This window comes from Sphaerochaeta sp., from assembly GCF_050256055.1.
GTDB lineage: Bacteria > Spirochaetota > Spirochaetia > Sphaerochaetales > Sphaerochaetaceae > Sphaerochaeta.
Map to the genome: position 1 here is coordinate 1 of NZ_JBFWIJ010000019.1, position 22,345 is coordinate 22,345.

The following is a 22,345-nucleotide window of genomic DNA, read 5'->3' on the forward strand; positions in this document are numbered from 1 at the left end:
GAGCTATACTTGATCAAAAGGAGAGAATCATGAAAAAACAACTGGTACTGATTCTTGCAGTGTTGCTCGTATGTTCACTGACCCTTCCTGTTTATTCGCAGGGAACCAAGGAAGCTGCTGTCGATACTTCGCAGTATGTCTATGAAACAAAAGGCCCCAATGGGGAAGCTCCGACTGATTATTCAAAGGTCGTGCTTACCGATGCAGAGAAGGCTACCGTGAAGAAAGCAGGCTACAAGGTAGCCATCCTTATGCACGAGTCTTCCGACTGGGTAAATGCCGTGATAGCCGGTGCACGTTCCATGAGCACGGAACTCAACATGAATGTAGTTGCCGTTACCGATGCCGGACAAGATCCCAACAAACAACGTACCGATATCGAAACCACGCTTGCGCTCAATCCTGACATCATCATCACTTTGGTGCTGGACCCTGTCAGTGGCTCAGTGGCTTTGAAACAGGCTATCGATAAAGGTGTCAAAGTGGTGTTGATCAGCAACCTTCCAAGCAATTTTACGCATGGCAAGGACTATGCGGGAATCGTAACCGACGACCTGTTCCAAATGGGTAAGAGTGTTGCCGATATGATCGGATCCTATTTGAACGGAAAAGGTGAAGTCGCCCTAATGTTCCATGATGCCAACTACTATGTGACCAACCAACGTGACCAAGCTGTTGAAGCCGTTTTGCGAAGGGATTATCCCAATATCAAGATTGTAGCCAAACGTGGCATTGTAAACGCAAGCGATTCGGAAACCCTTGCATCGGCCATCCTGACCCAATACCCCAATGTGGACGCAATCTATGCTCCTTGGGATGTCCTTGCCGAGGGAGTTGTTGCTGCAGCAAGGACTGCCGGGAACAAGAACGTAGGAGTATTCACCATAGACCTTGGCGCAAATAATGTCATGGATATGGCGAAAGGTGGAAACATGAAGGGAGTCGTTGCCGACCTACCTTTTGTGCTCGGAGAAAGCTTGGTGAAGATGGGTGCACTGAGTATGCTTGGCAAGGAAACCCCTGCCTTTGTTACCGTCCCCGCAATTTCCATCACCAAGAAGAATATCGAAGCAGCTTGGAAGCAATCCCTGAATAGGGCCCTGCCTGCCGAAATTGCTCAAGCATTGAAATAACCATAGGGGTGCTTGTCGTGAATCGCTCCGACAAGCACCTATTTGCAAAGGATTGGAATGGACATGAACGAATATGCAATAGAAGCGAAAGGCATCAACATTGGCTTCAACGGCGTTCAAATTCTCCATGATGTGGATTTCTCCGTGAAAAAAGGAGAAGTACATGCTCTGGTGGGACCGAACGGTGCCGGTAAGTCAACCTTGGTAAAGATTCTCAATGGGGTATATGTCAAGGATGCAGGGATCATATCCCTGTATGGACAACCTTGTGAATACAGGACTCCCGAAGAAGCGTTGCAAGCAGGTATTGCTATGGTTTTTCAGGATTTGAGTTTGGTCCCCACCATGACTGTTGCTCAAAATATTTTTCTCAAATCGATTCCCTTTCGCTTCGGTCCATTCATAGATGACAAAGCAAGCGCAAAGTATGCGCTGCAATTGCTGGAACGCATCGGGGTGAATACTGAGATTCATCCTGGGGATCTGGTTTCTGATTTGAGCATCGGGCAACAACAGTTGGTGGAAATTGCAAAAGCTCTTTCCAATGATCCGAAGATACTCATCTTGGATGAACCGACTGCTTCGCTGTCCACGTCGGAGATTGAGCGATTGTTTACGGTGATCAACACCCTGAAACAGAAAGGGATCACCATTATTTACATCACCCATTACCTCCAGGATATCTTCAAGATTTGTGATGGAGTCACCATGATCCGAGATGGGAACGTGTTGTTTTCCAAATCAACGCAAGATATTACTTTGGAGCAATTGGTCGTATCCATGACCAACGATCAAGGAGGTAGCGTCACATGGGAGCATGTACAGGGACTGAGGGAAGCGAAGCCACTACTTGAAGCAATCGATTTGACTACCCGTTCGATCGAGAATGTCTCGCTCTCGGTGTATCCTGGAGAAATTGTGGGTATTGCCGGACTATTAGGGAGTGGACGTACGGAATTGCTTCGTGCATTGTTTGGCATCGATCCCCTCCTCCGTGGAGAAATCCGGCTTGATGGTAAACCGATTACTATCCATTCAACATCGGATGCTATTGCCCATGGAATTGCATTAGTTCCAGAGAATAGACGGGAACAAGGTTTGGTGCTCGACTATTCTGTTTCTGAGAATCTGGTAATGCCTATTGTCCATCGTATCAAACGGCTTCTGTTTGTCGATGAGCAAAAGAAGGACTCCATCTCCAAGCGGTACATCAAACAGCTTGGCGTCAAGACACAAGGGCCAAACCAAGTGGTCCGATATTTGTCAGGGGGAAACCAACAAAAGATCGTTGTGGCCAAATGTTTAGCCAGTGATTCTCGGGTATTGTTGCTCGACGATCCGACTTTTGGCGTCGATCTTCAGGCAAAACATGAAATTATGAAAATCATTCATGCTTATGCTGCAAAGGGGAATGCCGTGCTTATGGTTTCCTCAGAATTCAATGAACTTGCTGATTATTGTGATTCCATTTACGTCATGAAACGGGGAAAACTTTCAGCATGTATGTCTGGCTCGATGACCGAAGATACGCTTCTCTATATGGTCCAGTAATGTGAGGAACGATGCATGAATACTACACTTTCTGAAAAGATGAAACAGGTGAAATGGCGGGAATTGGTAATCTACTATATTTTTCTCGGTGTTATTCTTCTTTTCTCAATCCTTCTCTTTGATAAAGGGTTCCTCTCTGGTTCCAACCTGATGAATATCGCCCGCCAGACTGCCATGACATCGATTATGGCAATTGGCATGACATTTGTTCTTTCCACTGGGGAAATTGACCTTTCATTTGGTTCCGTAGTGGCACTTTCCTCCATAGTAACTGCAAAGATACTCAATGCAACAGGAAGTATTCTTCTTGCACTCGTGTGTGGTCTTGCGGTAGGGGCCGTGATTGGATTGTCCAATGGTCTTTTGGTGGCAAAGATGAACATTCCTTCCTTCTTGGTCACGCTTGGAATGAACGGGATTGTTCTGGGATTAGCCCGGTGGGTGAGTAACCTTCAATCGATACCCATCAACAACGATGCATTCACCTTTCTGTTTGGTTCAGGTGACCTCGGACCGCTTCCGATACTCTTTCTCTGGACGATCAGCTTGACGATCATTGGGCATTTGTTACTGAAGAAAACTCCCTATGGTCGTAGAGTGTTGGCAACCGGAGGGAACAAGATTTCAGCCATGTACTCAGGTATCAAAGTTCCGAATATCAAGATTTCCGTCATGCTCCTCAACGCGATCATGGCGGCTCTTGCCGGTATTCTCTATTCAGGAAGGCTTCATGGAGCACGATACACCTTGGGAGAGAACGATGTCATGATCGTTATTGCAGCGGTTATCATCGGTGGAACCAGCATGAATGGTGGCAAGGGCTCAGTTGTTGGTTCCCTGCTCGGAGCGTTGATTATGGGAATCTTGAACAACGGTTTGATCCTTATGGGATTCTCTGTGGATCAGCAGATGATATTCCGTGGGTTGATTATCATTGTTTCCGTTGCACTGACCATGCGGGAGAAAGTGAAATGAAGAAAACCAAGGAAGAAATCCTAACTCTAATCCAATCCATGTCGCCAAAAGAGAAAGCGGGGCAACTGTTTCTCCTTGCGTATCCGGGAAAAGATCCGGAAATCATTCGTCCACTTATCGAAACCTATGGGATTTGTGGCTGCTACATAAGCCAGGATAATGCCAGAACCTTCGATGAAGCTGAATCAATCAGTACCAAATTGCAGACCATGAGTTTGCAGAAACAAGGAATCCCATTGCTTCTCGGTGTTGACCAGGAAGGCGCTTGGGGGGTATTGGTACCCGAGTCACACACTGGACCGGGTAATATGGCGCTTAATGCCATCGATGATCCCCAAGCGGTTTCCATTATGTATTCTGTCATCGGAAACGAAATGCTCAGCGTCGGGTACAATCTGGTCCTTGGTCCGTGTTCCGATGTGAACAGCAATCCTCGTTCTCCCATTATCGGAACCCGGTCATTCGGGCAGTTCCCCGATCAAGTGGCAGAGGCAGTCTCCAAAGCAGTATCAGCCGCTCGTCATACCGGAATTCTTACGTGTCTGAAACATTTTCCAGGACATGGCGCCACCTCTGGGGATACGCATCGAGAAATTCCCTTCATCGATGCATCCTATGATTCGCTGCGTGCGTCTGATCTCGTCCCCTTCAAAGCAGGCATAGATGCTGGTGCCGAGCTGGTTATGACCAGTCATATCCGCTATCCCCAGATAGATCAGGATAATCCGGCAACGCTTTCCAAGACAATCCTGCAGGATATTCTTCGTGGTGAACTTGGTTTTACCGGGCTCATTCTTTCTGACAGCATGAATATGGGAGCTATCCGCAAGACCTATGATCCTGCACAGTCAACGTTGCTTGCGCTGCAGGCAGGCGTGGACATTGTCATGCTCAGTGAAGAGCACTATGATTTTGAAACCGGTGATTATTTAGGCAAACAACTGCGGAGCTTGGAACTTGTGGAGAAAGCGATTGAAACGGGTATACTGTCAGAGGAATTGGTTACCGATAAACTCTTGCGAATTCTTGATTGCAAGTTCAATGCAATGATGTTGCGAACTCCTCGTCTCATACCGGAACAAATGGAAACATATGCTGCACAATCACGCAACTTGGCAAGCCAGGCGGTTTCCCTTTTACAAAAAGGTTGTTGGCCACTTCCGCGCAAGGAAAGGATAATCTGTATTAATGCAACCCCCCGTTCCAGCTATCATTCCATGGTAAACAGCAGGGGTATCGGGCCGAATCAGGAGATACCGGCATTTGAAAGTTTCATTGAAGAATTTCAGAAATCTGAGGAACTGTTGGTACTCTCACACGAACAAGTGGATACAGAAAAAGTATTGCTTGATGCTGCAGCCGCCATTCTTGTGATTACCGAGGATTATCCGCTTCCTGGCGAGGATTTTGACAAACAGGCGCAACAGGAATTGGTACGTCGGTTGTGCGGCCAGTATGGGAAGAAGTTGATTATTATTGGATTGCGTAGCCCCTATGAGCTCTCGCTGTATCCCAAGAATGTAACGTACCTTTGTTCCTATTCAAGTCGAACGTGTTCAGCAAAGGCAGCTGCCAAATATGTGTTGGAACGGAAGGATGAGGCTATAGCTACTCGATTACCGGTTTCAGTACCGTACGAGCTTTAGGTTTTCAAAGAAAACAGCTTGCAGTGGGTTTGGCCGAACATCTATACTGCAGGTATGTTTGGAAAGAGTGGAACCATGCAAAAAGATTCATTTCTCGAAACGGTACAATCATCCCAGGTAGGGTCGGTGTATGTTTCCATTCTTGAAACACTGATTGAAAAGAACAACATATTTTTTCTGGTCTTTGACAAAACTGGTACGATTCTCTTCCAGAATATTCCCAATGGCAGCCGATTGAAGACTCTCGATGATCTCGTCTATCTGCTGCCACAGAAAAATATCGACAAAATCCGAAAAATTATGGAGCTTTCTTTTGAGGATGCTGTAGAAATAACTACCCGTGATGGATTTCTGGAATTTGTTCTGTTCTCACATGCTTCTCTTCCGGGTAGATTTTTTCTTCAAGTGAAGATGCATACTGAGTTGGATGCAACACAACTGGCGCAGGATCCGAAACAGGAAAGTAGGAAACAGACAGAGCAAGAGATGCAGGACATGCAGATGGTCCAAGCCTTTCTATTGGAATTGAAGGAGTTGGAAACCATAGAACCCACCGAAGAGAACAGAAAGCGGGTAAAGGACTATTTCCTCCCTCAGTTGGAGATACAAGAGCAGTTGGTAAAGGATCCTTTGACCCTCATCTGTTTGGATATCATTAAAAAAAATCTGGATGAGATGGTTGATGCTTCGGGAACCATGGGAAAGTTATACAAGGTGCTTACACCTTCCGAGGTAAAAGTTGCTGAATTCATCAGAATGGGGATGTCCAGTAAGGATATCGCCAATACGCTCGAGATTACTCAGAAGACAGTTGAGAACCATAGGAACAACCTCAGAGAAAAACTTGGTCTGAAAAACAAGGGCGTGAACCTTCAAGTATTTCTTATGAATATGGGTGAAGAGGAAGATTCTCAGTAGCACACCGATGGTTTTTCTTTTTCCGATTTTGATAATTTCAAGAAAGAAATCTGAAGTATGAGTGACGTGTTTGTATGCAATCAGTCCATGTGTCTTGATGATTGATCTTTCTTAGTCAGTCTTTGTAGTAATCAACTACGCTACTCGAAGGAAATCCTCTTTTATCTTTTCATTCTGTCACCCAGAACGCAGTGTAGGTGCATGTCAAACCCAGACAATCAATACCTGCGATCAAAGTCCACCAGATTCCGCATGGGCTGCCCATTGAGGTATCGCCCCAGATTCTCGAAGAAGATATTAAAGACTTGGTGCGGGTCGCTCAACGACATACCGCTTGCATGCGGGGTGATGAAGACATTGGGCATCCTCCAAAGTGGATGTTCAGGGGGAAGCGGTTCCGGTTCAGTTGCATCCAAGCCCGCACCTGCAAGCCTCCCGTCTTGCAGCGCCTGGACCAATGCCTCTTGGTCAGCCAACGCACCCCGAGCTACATTGATCAGGTACGAGCCTTGTTTCATCAAACCGATACGTCGTTCATCCAGGATGTTCTCCGTCTGGGGAGTCGAGGCAACACAGAGCACCACATAGTCTGCTCTGGAAAGCAGGTCGTCCAGAGACTCGGTGGTGTACAGTTCATCCACATACGGCGGTTTTTCCGTCATGGTCCGCTTCACAGCCAGTACCTGCATGCCATGAGCCTTGGCTCGGATGGCAATGTTCTTCCCTATGTCCCCGAACCCGATGAGCAGGATGGTGCTCTCCCAGATATCATGAGTGGGAAAATACCGCTGCCAATGTTGTGTTTCCATCTGACGCTGATACGTAAAGAAATAATGGTTGAATGCAATGATCATCCCCAGCACATGGTCGGCGATCTGCTTCCCATAGGTGCCGACTGCACTGGTCAGCAGGATGCCCTTATTCCGGAAGAGCGCTTTGTTGCTGTATTGGCCGACCCCGGCGCTTGGTGTCTGCAACCAGCGCAGATGCTCTGCATGCACCAGATCCCCGGGTTTGGGAAACCCGACGACTATCTGTGCCTTCGCCAACTGCTCGATGGTGTAGGATGGTTCATCAGCGACCGTCACCCGAAGCTCGGGATAGTGTTCGGCCAGTTTTTTCAATTCAGATGCATCGGGTTGGAAATGTGAACAATTGAGCAACAGCGTTTCTATCTGGTTCATACAGGAACATTCCTTATGGTTCTTAGGATTTTCGTACCGGCTCTGCGGTGGACTGGCGGATTACCAGTGAACAGGGTACATAACAGCGCATGGGAGTATTCAAAGTTGGATTGGCCATTTGGAACAAAAGCCCATTGATGGTCGCTTGGGCCAATTCTTTGATACCGGAATGGACGGTTGTGATCGCAGGGATTGCATACCGACTCTGTTCGATGTCATCGAACCCCACGATCGAGATATCCTTTGGGACTTGCAAACCCAACTCACTTGCAGCGCGGAGACATCCGATGGCGATATTGTCGTTGAAGCCAATGATTGCCGTAGGCATGGGGTCTGCCGTACTCAGCAATTCCTTGGTGATGCGATAAGCCGTATCGGGTTCCCAATCGCAACTGGCAATATAGGGCGGGGCGATCTGATTTTTCGAGAAGGAGTAGGTGCAGCCGATCATTCGCTCTTGGGACGTCAGATAGGTGTTGATGCCGGTAATCAACGCAAATGTGCGATGCCCCAGTCCGATGAGGTAGTCGCACATCTGGATCATCCCATTTGTATTGTCCGGCAGATACGAGAGCAATTTCGGGTTGTATTCATTCGCCAAAACACAGGGAATGTGTGCATCAATGGACATCTGGATGAACTTGTCGGCCGTATTGCTGACAAAGATGATTCCATCGAAGTGCTGACGTTTGAGGACGAGCGAGAAATCATCGTGCTCATCCAACGTTGAATAGAGGCAATTGTATCCATGGGCACGACATTCCCGTTCCGTGTGATAAAACAGGGTGGAGTAGAAAGGCTGACTGATACGATCGGTCCGGTGTACCGAGGGAGGAAGAAAAAACCCTATGTTTCCATTCAAGGCGGTTTTCCCCGAAGGTTCTTCCTGATCCTTGTGTATGGACACTTCTCCCTCACGGCACACCTTTGTCCCAATCCCTGCTTGTTTGACGACCAACTGGTCGTCAACCAGCATTTTCAGGGCTTTCCGAACGGTCGTCCGATCGACCTTGTGCTGCTCCCCGATTTCCCGTTCCGAGGGGAGCAGCTCCCCTTCTTGAAAGGTTCCCGAGAGTATTTGGGCCTTCAGCGTATCATAGACGATCTCATATAATAATTTTGTAGTGGCCACTGTGAAAAACTCCTCCATGAAACCTTATCGTGTAGCAAGTTACATTGCAAGCTTGAAAACGTATCTATACACGTCTTCATCAACCTTCCGTGGATTGCAGGTAATATGCCCGGTGGTTTTCTTCACGGTTTCCACCATCAGGTCCTCATCAGGGGTTTCCCCCTTCAGATATGCTTTGAGCGAAGTCGGAGCCCCGATGCTCTTTCTCAGGCGTTTCACTTCCTCGATCGCCCGCAGTGCGTTGTTTCGCTCACTTTCTCCATGCACGGCCACGCCAAGCGCTTCTGCAATCTGAGCATACTTATGCACAGCACAATCAAGATTGAACTCCATTGCCAACGGAAGGAAGATCGAGCAGGCATCCCCATGGGGGATGGTGTACATTGCCCCGATCGGCTGCGCCATGATATGGGCGATGCCGATGCCGGCTGAAATTGCACATCCTCCGAAATAGCTTGCAAGCAGCATGTCCGAACGAGCTGCAATATCATCAGGATGCTCGCAAGCGCGTTCCAATGACTGCTTGATCAGGCGGATGGCCTGGAGCCCGTTCATTTCCGTAAGCGGTGTGGCGTTCAGCGAGACATACGATTCAATGGCATGGCTGAGCGCGTCCATACCGGTTGCGGCGGTGAGCCGCTTCGGCATCCCCACGGTTACCAGCGGATCCAGGATGGCCACATCGGCGATCATGGTTGTGTGATAGAGACTTTTCTTCAAGCCGTTGTAGTTGTTCTTCACCACGGCAACTTTTGTAGCCTCTGCACCGGTTCCCGCAGTGGTGGGGACGGCGATGAAAAACGGTGGTACGTGGGTAACTGCCCGTCCATGCATCTGGTAGTCCTCGGCAAGTCCTCCGTTTGTGGCCAGCATGCCGATTGTCTTGGCTGCATCAATGACGCTCCCTCCCCCGACGGCGAGGGTGCAGTCACAATGTTCTGTAATAAATTGGTCACGTCCATTGTTGATCACCGTAAGATCAGGTTCCCCTTGTATGGCAAGGTATATAGAATATTCGATGCCCTCAGTGGTGAGGCCGTTGCAGATGCGCTCGCGAAGTGCGGGATTGGAGTTGCCTGAAGCAAAGAACACTTTCTTCAGTCCGTACCATTTCAAGATTCCCGGTATTTCATCAACTCGGTTTTCTCCGAACACTATCCGTCTGTTGTTTATCATCTCCCACATACGTTGCAGCCTCCAAAATTGTGCTGTTGACAGTCATCGCAGTGCTGTCATACCGGTTATGCCACCTGTAGCATACCTGTTGTTTGTATACTTGCATTGAACAGATCAAAAGTCAATAAAATTTCACGAACAAAATATCGCTTGGTGTTTTGTTTTATCATGCAGGATGAAATCCGTTCGCTGGGTATGGCAAAGCCATACTCTTCTGAATATCAAGTAATAGTATTATATATAATACAATATAAATACAAATGAAACCAATCGATCAGCATAATCGAGAATCTGTCAAATAGAGAAAAAAACTATTGCATTCGGGAAAACCTATGCTATGCTATGGGAAACATGTAGTAACACATGTATGTTCATTGAGAGTGGCGGATGTCTGTCACTCAGCCAAAAGGAGAAGAAAATATGAAGAAAACGGTTGTGTTTCTGCTGGTATTGGCTCTGCTTTCATCGGTGCTCTTCGCACAGGGGGGGAAGGAAGCTTCTGCTGCCGATGCAAAAGGACAGTACGTCATCAAGATGGCCACCCCGTCCAATCCGACGGACAATTGTGTAAAGGCATTCTTTGAATTCGAGAAAATCGTCGAGGAACGAACCAACGGTCGTGTCGATGTCCAGGTATTCCACAGCGCCCAGCTTGGTGCCCACCGCGACTATATCGAGCAGATGCAGATGGGTAGCCTGCAGGCAGCGGAAATCAACACTGCCGTACTTTCCGGTTTTGATTCGAAGTTCATGGTATTCGACCTTCCCTACCTTTCCAAGAATGTGGAACACCTGCAGAAGGTCCTTGCCGACGGTCTTGATGCCAAGCTCTCCGCTTCCTTGGAAGAGAGCACCGGTTTGAAGATTCTGGGTTGGATGATCCGCTCCCCTCGGAATATCTACAATTCCCGCAATCCCATCAATACCGCAGCTGATTTCAAGGGTATGAAGATTCGTGTTATGGAAAGCCCGATCATGACCAGAACCTTTGAGCTGCTTGGTGCGGTCCCGGTACCCCTTTCTGCTGCAGAGCGGTATATGGCATTGCAGACCGGAGTGGTCGACGGTGCAGAGAACTCGGTCGGCATCATTCTTTCCGAGAAAGAGTATGAAGTAACCAAGTATGTTTCGCTCACCGCCCATAACATTACTCCGAACATCATTGCCTTCGACAAGAAGTATTTTGACAAGCTTCCTGCCGACATTCAGAAAGTGCTGGTTGATGCAGGCAAGGAAGCCGGAGCATTTGCAACCAAGCTTGACTCGGACAGCCAGAACGACACCCTTGCCAAGCTGACCGAGCTGGGTATGAAGGTCAACGACATTACTGACAAGTCCACCTTCATCGCCGCAGTTTCCCCCATCTACTCTCAGTATCGCAATGAGATTGGTGGCGACATCATCGACGCATTTTTGAAGTAATTGATTGAAATGACCATGAGGGAGCGGCTAATTCCGTTCCCTCATGTCTGAACGCAAGGAGATGGGAAATGGAGAAGTTCGTCCACGTCCTGTATGACTACATTATTGAGTATATTGTACGGCTGATCGGTGTACTGCTCATCACCACCGTCCTCATGCAGATATTCACCCGCATATTCTTCAAGGTTCCTTTCTCTTGGACGGATGAATTAGCCCGTTTTGCTTTCATTTGGTATTGTTTTCTTGGAAGCGTGTTGACCATGCATAAGAAGATGCACCTGGGCATCGATTACTTTGAAAGCAAGATGAAACCGAAGAGTCGGTTTGTAAACCGCATTTTCGTGTATTCCATGCAAATCTTTTTCGCATCCTTGTTGGCATACTACGGATACAAACTTCTGGGAATCGTGGGACGGCAGAAATCGCCGATCATGCGTGTCCAGATGAAATACATCTACAGTGTGTTGCCGATCAGCGGGATCCTCTATTTGATCCTGAGCATTCATGAACTGTTGTTGCATCTCAAAGGCGAGGATACAGCGCAACCTGTGATGATGGAAACGCTCAAGGGAGATGTACAGATATGATAGCAGCAATTGTTTTCGTCATCATGATCGGCCTGATGGTATTCAATGTCCCGATTGCAATCTGTACCGCATTGGCGGCTGTCGGAGGCATTGCCTGGGCTTCCGATGTCCCGATGATGATCTTTGTCCAACGGATGTTCACCGGGATGGATACCTTTACCCTGATAGCGGTGCCGCTTTTCATATTGACCGGACGGTTCATGGCGTTGGGAGGGATCACCAACGACCTGATCTCCATGTCCAAGGTGTTGGTCGGATACTTCAAGGGAGGGCTTGCCTATATCAATATCGTAGCAAGCATGCTCTTTGCCGGCATCACCGGTTCAGCAGCCTCCGATACCTCCTCGATCGGTGCGATTCTCATCCCGGCTATGGAGGAACGGGGATTTGACAAGGATTTCTCGGTTGCCGTTACGGCCACCTCCTCAACGATCGGGGTCATGATTCCCCCTTCAATCCCCATGGTGGTATATGGAGCCTCTTCGGGTGCTTCCATCGGAAAACTTTTCCTAGGCGGCATCATTCCCGGCATATTGACCGGAGTAGCTCTGATGATCGTTTCCGGTGTGATATCCCATAAGAAAAACTATCCGAGCGATGCGTTTGTTGGATGGAAGGAAAGCATTCTCATCACCCTCAAGGGCATCCCCGCTTTGTTGACGGTGATCATCATTCTCGGAGGTATTGTCGGAGGAATATTCACCCCGACCGAGGCTGCAGGAGTTGCTGCCCTGTATTCCTTCCTGCTCGGTAGGTTCTATTACAAGGAATTGAGATTCCGGGATATTCCCAAGATGCTTGCCGAAGTCGCTCTGACAACCGGCCAAGTGGCATTGATGATCGCAACCGCATCTTCCTTGGCATGGCTTTTCGCCCAACAGGGTGTTCCTGCAATGATCGGCGGCCTGATTACAGGCATCACGACCAACAAATTCGTACTGCTTCTGATCATGAATGCATTATTGCTTTTCGTAGGCACTTGGTTGGATCTAAGTCCGGCAGTTATCATCTTCACGCCGATATTGCTGCCGATTGCAACCAGCCTCGGCATTGATCCCGTACATTTCGGGGTCATCATGGTCGTCAATCTTGCGATTGGTCTGTTTACCCCGCCCGTCGGTGTCTGCCTCTTTGTTTCCTGCGGGATCGCCAAATGTTCGATCAGCTATGTGGTGAAGGCCTTCATACCCTTCCTGGTGGTCATGATCGGTGTTCTGTTGCTGATTACCTATGTACCTGCACTGGTGATGACCATACCGAATCTGCTGATGTAAGGCAGCAAATACAAGGAAAAGGAAGAAGAATCATGGTATTGAAACATATTGATCCGCTGCTCTCGGCAGAACTCATGTCGGTAATGATGCAGATGGGGCATGGGGACGAGATCGTCTTCGCTGACCGTAATTTCCCCGCTGGTTCCTTGGCCAAACGCTTGATTGCGTACCAAGGAGTAACGATTGCATCGTTGCTTCCTGCTGTATTGCATTACTTTCCGATCGATTATGCGGTCGAACATCCGGTCTTTCTGATGCGCATTCCTGCAAATTCCGACTATACGGGAAATATCAGTGGAGCGTACCAAACTGTTTTGGATGCCGCCCACGGATCATCGGTTTCGATCGGATATCTGGACCGGCAGGATTTCTATGACCGCGCTTCACGCGCATTCGCTGTGGTTGCAACCAGCGAGTCGGCCCGCTTTGCAAACATCATCATCCGAAAGGGTATCGTCAGAATCGGTGAGGAACGGTAAGCCAAGCAAACCTACGGCTGCTGTATACCGCAACAGGGGGATCGTACTATGATTCGAACATGGAATGAGGAATCACTTGACCATAGGAATGCATTGCTCTATGCAATGGGCATTACCGAAGAGGATGCGAAGCGTCCGATCATCGGTATCCTGAATTCGTGGAATGAGATGAATCCAGGGCATTTCCCATTCAGGGATGTGATTGCCGAGTTGAAAGAGGAAATCTATCAAGCCGGTGGTTTGGCCTTGGAGTTGCCGGTAAGCGGCATTTGTGACGGCATTTGCTCAAACACCCCCGGGGATCGGTATACGTTGCCTTCCCGCGACTTGGTATCGACCGAGGTAGAGACGCTTGCGGAACTGAATATGCTTGAAGGCATGTTGCTGCTTTCCACCTGTGACAAGGTGGTTCCCGGTATGCTGATGGGGGCTCTGAAGGTAAACATCCCCACCGTAATGTTTACGGGCGGGTATATGGCCGCAGGGCATTACCAAGGGGAAATGCTTACCCTTACCCATACCAAGCAAGCCTTCGCCGCCTACCAGGGGGGCAAGCTGTCCAAGGAAGATTACAAAGGCATCGTACGATCGGCATGCCCGACACCGGGTGCCTGTCCGTTCATGGGGACGGCGAATACCATGTGCGCTACTGCAGAACTGCTTGGGTTCTCCCCGTTTGGGAATGCAAGCGTACGCAGCCAGACCGAGAAATGGCATGCGCTCGCCCGAGAAGCCGCCCGAAGACTGGTGCAATTGGTACAGCAGGAGATTCGTCCCCTCGATGTGATTACCCGCGACAATTTTGAGAACGTCGTTCGGTATATGATGGCTACCGGCGGTTCGACGAACTCCATCCTCCATATTCCCGCAATGGCCAGAATGGCAGGCATCGACATTGATCCGGTATTCTTTGATAAGATTAGTGCCGAAGTACCCTGGATCAGTGCCATCTATCCGAATCATAAGACCTACACCATGGAAGAGTTTGACCGTGCCGGTGGGCTTAACGCGGTGGTAGGCGAATTATTGGAAGCGGGAAAGATCATCGGTACTGCGAAGGGTATGTTCGGGACTACCGTTGCCATGGCGCAAGGCAGCAGGAGCTTGGATGCGAACGTCATTCGCTCTTGTGCCGACCCAATTCATCCACATGGCGGATTGGCCGTACTGAAGGGAAACATTGCGCCGGAAAGTTGCATCGTGAAGTTTGCGGCGATTCCTCGGGGGCTATGGACGTTCAGCGGTCCGGCAAAGGTCTACGAGTCCCAGGATGATGCATGGCAGGCAATGCTCAATGATAAGATTGTCGCAGGGGATGTGGTGGTCATCCGGTATGAAGGTCCGAAAGGTTCTCCGGGAATGCCTCATATGGAAACCTTCATGGCCGCAGTGTTGGGCAAGAAGATGGGCTCGGATATCGCATTGGTTTCCGATGGACGATTCTCCGGGGCGACCGGTGGTTTGGCAATCGGGCATGTCAGCCCGGAAGCCTATGACGGTGGACCCATCGCATTCATCCAAAATGGCGATATGATTCATATCGACATTGAACATAGATCACTCATGGTGGATATCAGTACTGAGGAGCTGGCAAAACGGAAGAAGGGCTGGAAGCCATTGGTCAAGCCGGCGACAGGTTATCTTGCACTGTACCGAAAGATGACTTCCTCCGCCCATCGAGGTGCTTCGATCTACTGGGATCTCTAAGTGACATACATCCTTTTTTCTGAAGCACGCTCTTTTGTGGCTAGCTGGCGCAAGGGAGCGTGTTTCTCCTTGGTAAGTAACTCCCAAAAAAAGTTTGAATAGTTCCCATGAATCATAATTGCCGATACTGTCTACTCGGTATTTTTGAACCGTTTATCGTATCCAACCGCGATTCTTGAGCATCTCAATTTTCACTTTAATGAGATTGATCAACTGTGCATCTGTATCCTGATGCAGCTTGCAGACATTCTCCAGAATAGAGTCGATCCCATGGTTGATTCGCATTTCTTTTAATTGTTGTGCGATGGGGTCGGATGGCTGGTCATAGAATATTGCCCCTGCAATGGAGGTTGCCAACCCTTCAGGTCGGCCACCATATTGGATCACCATTTTCGCTGGGCCTACCAACCTGTCCGTCGGGCCGAGCTTTCTGATAGGATCCCGTGCATTCCGTTCAAGATAATCAACGAGATGGATATTTTGGAGTTTATTCAACGAAGTCCTGGTGAATTCCATATGACTTGCATAGTCAAACCCATGCTTTGCGCACAAGGCTCTTCCCGTTTCCTCGTATACTTTTTCCAATACCTCCAGAATTTCTGGATCACGTGCAGCTTCAGAAATATAGGTATAGTGCTTCAGGCTCCCCAAATAGGAAACCGTTCCGTTTGCTGCATTGTAGGTATAGAATTTTCTATCCAGATATCCGTCAAAATCATCAACATAGGTAAGACCTTCCAATTTGGGGAGGTCTTTTTTGATCCGCTTCCGATCGATCGGCAAATACCAGAAATCTTGTACATTCACTGCAAGCGGGTCCTCCTGCAGCACTTCTTTGGTCGGCTCAATTGCCGAACGCATGATTACTGACTCAGTAAATCCTACATGAACATCCAGAAACTCGGCTTCTTGGTTTGACAGCCCTTCGTACACCGATGCCTTCAGTAGATCGGCAGGTTTGATCCAGTTCTCACAAAGGACAATATTGAGCGGATCATGATTGTTGGTTCGCATTCTCTGCAACAAGAGTGGTTTGAGAAATATACCGACAGAAGACAGGTTCTTTCCCCCAACAGACACAAAGATGGTATCAACCTCAGAGGATACGGCCTCCCCGATTTCCTTGCTGTCATCGTATCCCCATGCACTGACATTGGTCACCAGATCTGTATGGATTGTTTCTCCCAATATCCTGACGGTGTACTGTTTCCGTTCGTTCAATAATCGTACCAAATTGGAATTGTACTCAATAAACCGAAATGGATATCCTGCTTTCCAAAGGAGATGGCCTATAAATCCACGAGCAATTTTCCCTGCTCCGATCATGAGAATCTGCATTGTCTTACAACTCCTTTGTACGGGTTTGGAATGCACGAAGGTGAGTCTCAATCCGTTGGATCATCGCATTCGGAAGCTGAGGAACCAATCCTGCGACGCCTTCCTGCTTGTAGCGAGAAGATACGGCTTGTTCGTTCTGCTGCAGTGCATACCAAATTGCAGCAGCAATCACCAATTCCAACGGCTCTATTTCCAACTTCTGCTGCTCAGCAAGCAACAAGGGACCAACCAACCGCTCGTCAGGGGCAAGCTTACGCATCACATCCCGTGCATTGCGCTCGATCGAGTCCCTGATGTTTTGGTTCTGAAACTTATGCTTGGCTGATACAGCAAACTGTTCTTGTTCTTGGCTGTCGATTGCATACGCTTTGCAGAGCACCCTGTTGATTTTTCCATACAGAGCGTCGAGTACTCTGATGATTCTCGGGTCATTGGCTGCGTCGGCATACCAAGCATAGCCAAGATAGGAACCCAGGTAGGCTATCGCTGCGCTGCTGCAATTATACGTATAGATCTTTCGGGTCAATAACAACGGAAACTGCATTTCTGGAACGAAGGAAGAGGGGAGTGCATACAGGGAACCAGCTTTCAGTGCATCATAGGGGAGTTGATCGTATGCTTCAGAAAGAATGTCGACAGCAGAACCAGGTTTTTCGATGGTAGAGCAGAAAATTGCCGCTTCGGTTACCAGGAAAGAAAGGCTGTCGGTTTTGGTTGCTTCGTTTTGCCCGCTTGTCATCCGGATTGCTTTGTTCAGCTTCATAGCCGGATTGATTGCATTTTCCGCTGTGATGATCAACAGAGGATTCGTCTCCGTTCTTTTGTCCAGCGCTGCTTTGATCAAGGAGCCTGCCTGTTCCAAATTGCTTGCCCCTACGCTCACCAAGAGGATGTCAGCTTGGGCAATAGCTTCAAGCGCTTCCGGCTCCTCGGTATGGTAGGCCTTGGGAACCTGAAGGGTGAGATCAGGCCTTTCCCGACCGAAGAATTCAATGGTGTATTGTCCTTGATCCCGCAAGGTCGTAATGAGACTTAGGGATGAGTCAAGGAGTACAGGGACTTGTCCGGCTTCCTGTACTAATCGGGCCAAGAACCCTCTTCCCGTTTTCCCTGCTCCAAGAATGGTAAAATTCATACAGTGCTCCTTCGTCTTGCCAGCTGTTCATGGATTGGCTTGAGTTGTTGGTAGAGTTGTCGATAGAGAAGGAACATTTCTTCATAGGTGTCATGATACTTTGCATTGGGAGTGTACTGCTGAGCAGGGTGAACCATTGTTTGTACCGCAGTTGAGAGCGAAGGTGCAATACCAATTGCTGTTGCTGCCAAAATTGCAGCTCCCAAACTCGAACTCTCCTGACATTGCATCGACACCACTTCCGTATTGAGTATGTCCGCTTTCATCTGGTTCCATACGGGATCGGCACCCGCAGCTCCGGAAACCCGTAGTTGGGCGGGTGTTTTCTGTGATTCCTGCATGATGGAATAGCAATCCTTCAAGCTGAAACATACTCCTTCCAGTACGGCCCTGAGGAAGTGTGCTTTTGTATGAGCTGAACTGAATCCGACAAAACCTGCTTTTGCCTGCGCATCCCAGATGGGAGCACGCTCCCCATTGAGGTAGGGCAAGAAGAGGAAAGGAGCAGGTGCCGGAGCACCCTCCATCATATCCTTGACATATGCTTGTATGGTTTGGTTCGCTTTTCTCTCTCCGAATTGCTCCAGGAACCACTGCAGGGATCCTCCACCTGCTGAAGTTGCCCCATACCAAATATCCCAACCATCAACGACGGATGGATACCTGCCGAGTCGTTCGTCGTACGCTTGGGTGTCACTGGATCTGCAAAGCCGACCGATATGATCAGAGGTACCGGAGATAGTGAAGGCAAATTGGTCGTCTACGATCCCTGTTCCCACCAAGGATGCATGAAAATCGCCACAACCTGCAATTACCGGCGTTCCTGCAAGCAATCCTGTCTGTTCTGCAGCTTTTTGGGTGACCGAGCCAACAACCTCCATTGCGTCTCCAAACGACGGAAGACGTGCTTGTAAATCAGGTATGCCCAGAATTGTCGTTTGAATAAGGGGATCGATTTTTCCTGTCTTTGGATGCACCAACCCCCGCAAACTCAGCACATCGGTTGCATAGACACCGGTAAGCATGTAATTGAGGTATTCCTTGGTTTGCAGAAGTTTGAAAGGTTTGTCAAACAACTCAGGCCTATTCTGTTTCAGCCAAAGCAGACGCGGGATCGGCCATGCAGTCCCCGGGGGGAGGTGCATACCCAGCGCTTGATCAAGCTGTGTAGAGTGATAGTGTTCAGAGAGCCATTTCGCTTGGTCTGCAGCCCTTCCATCCTGCCAACTGATGGCACTCATGACCGGTACATGTTCTTGGTCAACGAGAATATGTGTACCGATTTGCCCGGTAAGTCCAATTGCTGCTATACAAGCTGAAGAGAGTCCACTTTTCTGCAAGAGTTCTCGTATCCCTTCTGCAGTGGTTTCCCACCATGTTTCTGGAGTATATTCACGAACTGCATGGCCAGCATCCCGTCTGATGGCCGATGTTGATTTACGGATTAGATGGATGAGTGTGCCTTGTGTATCGAATATGGCAATTTTTGAGGATGAAGATCCAGTGTCGATGGTTAAAAGATATGTTTGCATGGTGTTTCTTATCCTTTTACTGCACCAGCAGTGAGACCTTTGATGATGTATTTCTGCAAAAACAGGGAAATGATGATAACCGGTATGGTGACTACAACCGAACCGGCCATGAGGCCTCCCCAGTTGATGTCGGTATAGGAAATGAATCCATAGATGGCTACCGGCAAGGTTTTGGTAACCCGACCACTCAGAATGATGCCGAACATGAAATTATTCCAAGAGAAAACAAAAGAGAGAATCGAAGCGGTGACAATACCGGGACCTGAGATAGGAAGAATGATTTTCAAGAAACTATTGAAACGGGAACTTCCATCCACCGCGGCCGATTCCTCCAACTCTTTGGGCAGCGATTCAAAGAACGGTACCATGATCCATATGATGAACGGGAGAGCCACGACCATGTGTGCCAGGATCAAACCAAAATGGGTGTCGACGATCCCGAAGAAGGAAAATAAGACAAACCAAGGGACAAGAAACGTAATGGCGGGTATCATCCGTACCACCAGCAGCATGAGGCTGGTCATTTTCATACCGAACCGGGCAATGGCATACGAGGCGGGCAAAGCCAGTACCAGCGAGAGGAGGGTGGAAACAAGCGCTATGATGAAACTGTTGAGGATGGGGCGGAAAAAGCTGTAATTGGAGAAGAGCTCCCGATAGTTTCTACTTGTTGCATCAAATTTGAAGAGATACTGCATATTCAGCATTTGCGACTGCAGTTTGAACGAGGATAGCACCATCCAGATGAATGGAAAGGTCACTGCCAGAAGGATGATGTAGACGGTCAGATAATAGCCTGTTGATCGGATGATTCTGTTTTTCTTGCTCGAGTACCGTACCATGGGTCATTCCTCCTAAAAATCGATTCTGACACGGTCTCTGAGTCTGCCTACCAATAGGCTGAGTACCAGGACGAGCAGGAAGAATACTACCAACATGGCAGAGGCGTATCCGAGGTCAAAATATTGGAAGGCATTGATGAACGCCAATACATTCAGTGTTTCAGAAGAGAACGTGGGGCCGCCTTGCGTGGTCGCATAAATAATATCGAATGTCTTGAGCGCATCGATCAGTCGAAGCAGACTGGCGACTACGACGGTAGGAGTGATCATGGGCAGCGTTACGCGAAAAAGGATCTGATAGGCTTTCGCTCCATCCACATGGGCTGATTCTATGGGTTCCGTAGGTAGAGCGGCGAGGCCGGCCATTACGATCAGACTGATCATTGGGGTCCATTGCCAGATATCCATGATGACCAGGGCAAGTAAAGCTGTATCCGGGCTTCCGAGCCACAAGGGGAGATGTTCGAAGCCCAGGTACCCAAGTAGTGTGTTTGCAATGCCAAAGGTAGGTTCATAGATGAGCATCCAGACTAATCCTATGGAAACCGGTGTGGCTACCATGGGAAGCAGGAAGAATGTTTTGACCAATGGCTTTCCTATGAAATCGCGATTCAGAAAGAGTGCGATACCGGTTCCCAGCACTACCTCAAAGAGCAGTGCGGCTGCAGAGAAGAGAAGCGTCCGATAGGTTGCTTTGAGAAACCGAGAGTCAGCGAACATGGTGAGATAGTTGTCAAACCAGATGATGTCGGGTTTCCCCGCCATCGACCATTTCGTGAAGCTGAGGAAAAAGGTATAGAGTACAGGAATGATGACCATGATCGCGACGAACAGAAAGGCGGGTAAAATAAAGTAGTATTTGGTTCTCTGTTCGTTTTTCAATGCTTGCATAACAAAGCCTCTTCTCGGAAAGCAAGCAGGAGGAGGTGTTCCCCTCCTGCTTGTAACGATTTATTTCTTGTAATCTTCATCCAGAACTTTCTGGAAGTCAGCGTTTGCCTTGTCGGCTATTGCCTTGAGTTCAGCATCACTGACGCCTTGAATGGCAGCTTGGATGACTGTTCCAATGATATCACGGGTTTTGCCAACCTGGATGGTCACCGGTCGTTCGATGGAATATTTCGCTCCCATGGAATCCTTGACCGCTTGCACCAGGGAAGGGGGAAGATCCTTGGTGGCTGCAGGGTTGGTCCATGCCGACTGACGTGCACCAAATTGTCCGGCCTGCATGGCGAGCAGGGACATGTCCTTGCTGGTAGCCCATTTGATGAACTCCCAAGCAGCATCCTTCTTGGTGGAGAAGGAGGGGATCATGAGTGCCCAAGGGGCAACGTTGCAGATCGAGAGACCTTCGGGACCATCAGGAACGACGGCGAATTCCACCTTGTCCCATACCGAGGATTTGGTTTTGTCGACGGCACGCCCATACTGGCTGTCATTGTCAATACGCATGGCGGCAAGCCCTTCGGTAAAGATGTTGGAGGTTTCACCCCAGTTCATGCTCAAGACTCCGGGAGGGCCGTACTTTCTCAGAATGTTTCCATAGTATTGGAATGCTTTGAGTGCTTCAGGGGTGTTGATGGTTGCCGTTTTGTAGTCAGGGCTCTGATAGTCGGCACCATATCCCCTGAGGAAGGTCACAAACTGGGTAACAGCCGCATTGCCGGATCCACGTTCGACAAATCCATAGAATTTGTTGGCTGGATCATTCAGCTGGGCAGCGATTGCCTCAAGTTCTGCAAAGGTCTTGGGGGGCTTCAGACCCTTTGCAGCAAAAATGTCGGCACGATAATACAAGACAGGGCGTTCAGTGAAAAGGGGAATGCTATGGGTTTGTCCGTTGGTCCGGCTTCCTGCAATCGCACCCGGCATATAATCATTGATATCATATTCCGGTGATGCTGCAATGTAGGAATCCAGCGGTGTGCTCCATCCATTCTTGGCAAACATCAGCATTTCCTGGGGAGGACTGGTTGTATAGATGTCAAAGTCCTTGTTTCTTGCGGTAAGCTCTACTGTTGCTTTGTTTCTCAGTACGTCTTCTGGATACGCTTCCAATTCAACCTTGATTCCAGTTTTTGCGGTAAATTCGGGAAGCTTGGTTTTGATGAAGTCAGTCCAAGGAATACTCCCTGCAAGAACCCTGATGGTTACATCGGATTTTTGTTGAGTTTGTTCCGTGGTTCCTGCTGCACCAAGGGAGGTGGTTGCAACGAGCAGGACCACCAAAAGAGCAATCAGGGATTTTTTCATAGTCAACTCCTTTTTTGTTGATACAGCTAGTATATGAGTGTATGAAAAAAAATGTCAACAA

Annotated in this window: 19 protein-coding genes; 10 read left to right on the forward strand and 9 right to left on the reverse strand. The window is 48.7% G+C overall.

Features of this window, described 5'->3' with window-relative positions:
* Positions 1-29: 29 nt before the first annotated feature.
* From AB7C91_RS08645 to AB7C91_RS08665, 5 genes are all read left to right on the forward strand, one after another.
* Positions 30-1,133, forward strand: coding sequence for a substrate-binding domain-containing protein (locus tag AB7C91_RS08645; RefSeq protein WP_332445803.1), 1,104 nt, complete (start codon positions 30-32; stop codon positions 1,131-1,133).
* Between the two features lie 63 nt (positions 1,134-1,196).
* Positions 1,197-2,684: a sugar ABC transporter ATP-binding protein gene (locus AB7C91_RS08650; RefSeq protein ID WP_332445804.1), complete on the forward strand. Its 1,488-nt coding sequence runs from the start codon at positions 1,197-1,199 to the stop codon at positions 2,682-2,684.
* Positions 2,685-2,699: 15 nt separating this feature from the next.
* Positions 2,700-3,659 carry an ABC transporter permease gene (locus AB7C91_RS08655; protein ID WP_332445805.1) on the forward strand — a complete coding sequence of 320 codons (960 nt, stop codon included), beginning with the start codon at positions 2,700-2,702 and terminating at the stop codon, positions 3,657-3,659.
* Complete coding sequence (locus AB7C91_RS08660) at positions 3,656-5,305, forward strand: glycoside hydrolase family 3 protein (RefSeq protein ID WP_428590635.1); 1,650 nt, start codon at positions 3,656-3,658, stop codon at positions 5,303-5,305. Before AB7C91_RS08655 ends, AB7C91_RS08660 begins: the two co-directional genes overlap by 4 nt.
* A gap of 54 nt (positions 5,306-5,359) precedes the next feature.
* Positions 5,360-6,223: a helix-turn-helix transcriptional regulator gene (locus tag AB7C91_RS08665; RefSeq protein WP_428590638.1), complete on the forward strand. Its 864-nt coding sequence runs from the start codon at positions 5,360-5,362 to the stop codon at positions 6,221-6,223.
* A 218-nt stretch (positions 6,224-6,441) separates the two neighbouring features.
* On the opposite strand, the gene AB7C91_RS08670 is transcribed toward AB7C91_RS08665, so the two are convergent.
* The 3 genes from AB7C91_RS08670 to AB7C91_RS08680 are packed head-to-tail and all read right to left on the reverse strand — an operon-like array spanning position 6,442 to position 9,724.
* Positions 6,442-7,407, reverse strand: a complete 966-nt coding sequence (locus tag AB7C91_RS08670; protein ID WP_428590641.1) for a D-2-hydroxyacid dehydrogenase — start codon at positions 7,405-7,407, stop codon at positions 6,442-6,444.
* A 22-nt stretch (positions 7,408-7,429) separates the two neighbouring features.
* On the reverse strand, positions 7,430-8,539 hold the full coding sequence (locus tag AB7C91_RS08675; protein WP_332445810.1) for a GntR family transcriptional regulator: 1,110 nt from the start codon (positions 8,537-8,539) through the stop codon (positions 7,430-7,432).
* Positions 8,540-8,578: 39 nt separating this feature from the next.
* Entirely contained in the window at positions 8,579-9,724 is a 1,146-nt protein-coding gene (locus AB7C91_RS08680) for an iron-containing alcohol dehydrogenase (protein ID WP_428590644.1), read from the reverse strand.
* 411 nt (positions 9,725-10,135) lie between these two features.
* Here AB7C91_RS08680 and AB7C91_RS08685 point away from each other — a divergent pair, with 411 nt between their 5' ends.
* The 5 genes from AB7C91_RS08685 (at position 10,136) to AB7C91_RS08705 (ending at position 15,184) form a co-directional block, all read left to right on the forward strand.
* Entirely contained in the window at positions 10,136-11,137 is a 1,002-nt protein-coding gene (locus tag AB7C91_RS08685; protein WP_332445812.1) for a TRAP transporter substrate-binding protein, read from the forward strand.
* A gap of 68 nt (positions 11,138-11,205) precedes the next feature.
* Positions 11,206-11,724 (forward strand): TRAP transporter small permease, encoded by a 519-nt coding sequence (locus AB7C91_RS08690; RefSeq protein WP_332445813.1) that lies wholly within the window; start codon positions 11,206-11,208, stop codon positions 11,722-11,724.
* The gene (locus AB7C91_RS08695; protein WP_332445814.1) at positions 11,721-12,998 is read left to right on the forward strand and encodes a TRAP transporter large permease; all 1,278 of its coding nucleotides are present in this window, start codon (positions 11,721-11,723) and stop codon (positions 12,996-12,998) included. The genes AB7C91_RS08690 and AB7C91_RS08695 overlap by 4 nt, the downstream gene beginning before the upstream one ends.
* Positions 12,999-13,030: 32 nt before the next feature.
* Positions 13,031-13,477, forward strand: a complete 447-nt coding sequence (locus AB7C91_RS08700; RefSeq protein ID WP_332445815.1) for an RbsD/FucU family protein — start codon at positions 13,031-13,033, stop codon at positions 13,475-13,477.
* Between the two features lie 48 nt (positions 13,478-13,525).
* Positions 13,526-15,184: a dihydroxy-acid dehydratase gene (locus AB7C91_RS08705; RefSeq protein WP_428590649.1), complete on the forward strand. Its 1,659-nt coding sequence runs from the start codon at positions 13,526-13,528 to the stop codon at positions 15,182-15,184.
* Between the two features lie 153 nt (positions 15,185-15,337).
* Here the strand turns inward: AB7C91_RS08705 and AB7C91_RS08710 are convergent, their stop codons facing one another.
* The 6 genes from AB7C91_RS08710 to AB7C91_RS08735 are packed head-to-tail and all read right to left on the reverse strand — an operon-like array spanning position 15,338 to position 22,284.
* Positions 15,338-16,522 carry a hypothetical protein gene (locus AB7C91_RS08710; protein ID WP_428590652.1) on the reverse strand — a complete coding sequence of 395 codons (1,185 nt, stop codon included), beginning with the start codon at positions 16,520-16,522 and terminating at the stop codon, positions 15,338-15,340.
* Between the two features lie 4 nt (positions 16,523-16,526).
* Complete coding sequence (locus tag AB7C91_RS08715) at positions 16,527-17,657, reverse strand: 2-dehydropantoate 2-reductase N-terminal domain-containing protein (protein WP_428590655.1); 1,131 nt, start codon at positions 17,655-17,657, stop codon at positions 16,527-16,529.
* Complete coding sequence (locus AB7C91_RS08720; protein WP_428590658.1) at positions 17,654-19,189, reverse strand: xylulokinase; 1,536 nt, start codon at positions 19,187-19,189, stop codon at positions 17,654-17,656. The genes AB7C91_RS08715 and AB7C91_RS08720 overlap by 4 nt, the downstream gene beginning before the upstream one ends.
* Before the next feature lie 8 nt (positions 19,190-19,197).
* Complete coding sequence (locus tag AB7C91_RS08725) at positions 19,198-20,031, reverse strand: carbohydrate ABC transporter permease (RefSeq protein ID WP_428590661.1); 834 nt, start codon at positions 20,029-20,031, stop codon at positions 19,198-19,200.
* A gap of 12 nt (positions 20,032-20,043) precedes the next feature.
* Entirely contained in the window at positions 20,044-20,922 is an 879-nt protein-coding gene (locus AB7C91_RS08730; protein ID WP_428590664.1) for a carbohydrate ABC transporter permease, read from the reverse strand.
* Positions 20,923-20,982: 60 nt separating this feature from the next.
* Positions 20,983-22,284 (reverse strand): ABC transporter substrate-binding protein, encoded by a 1,302-nt coding sequence (locus tag AB7C91_RS08735; RefSeq protein WP_428590667.1) that lies wholly within the window; start codon positions 22,282-22,284, stop codon positions 20,983-20,985.
* Positions 22,285-22,345: the final 61 nt, after the last annotated feature.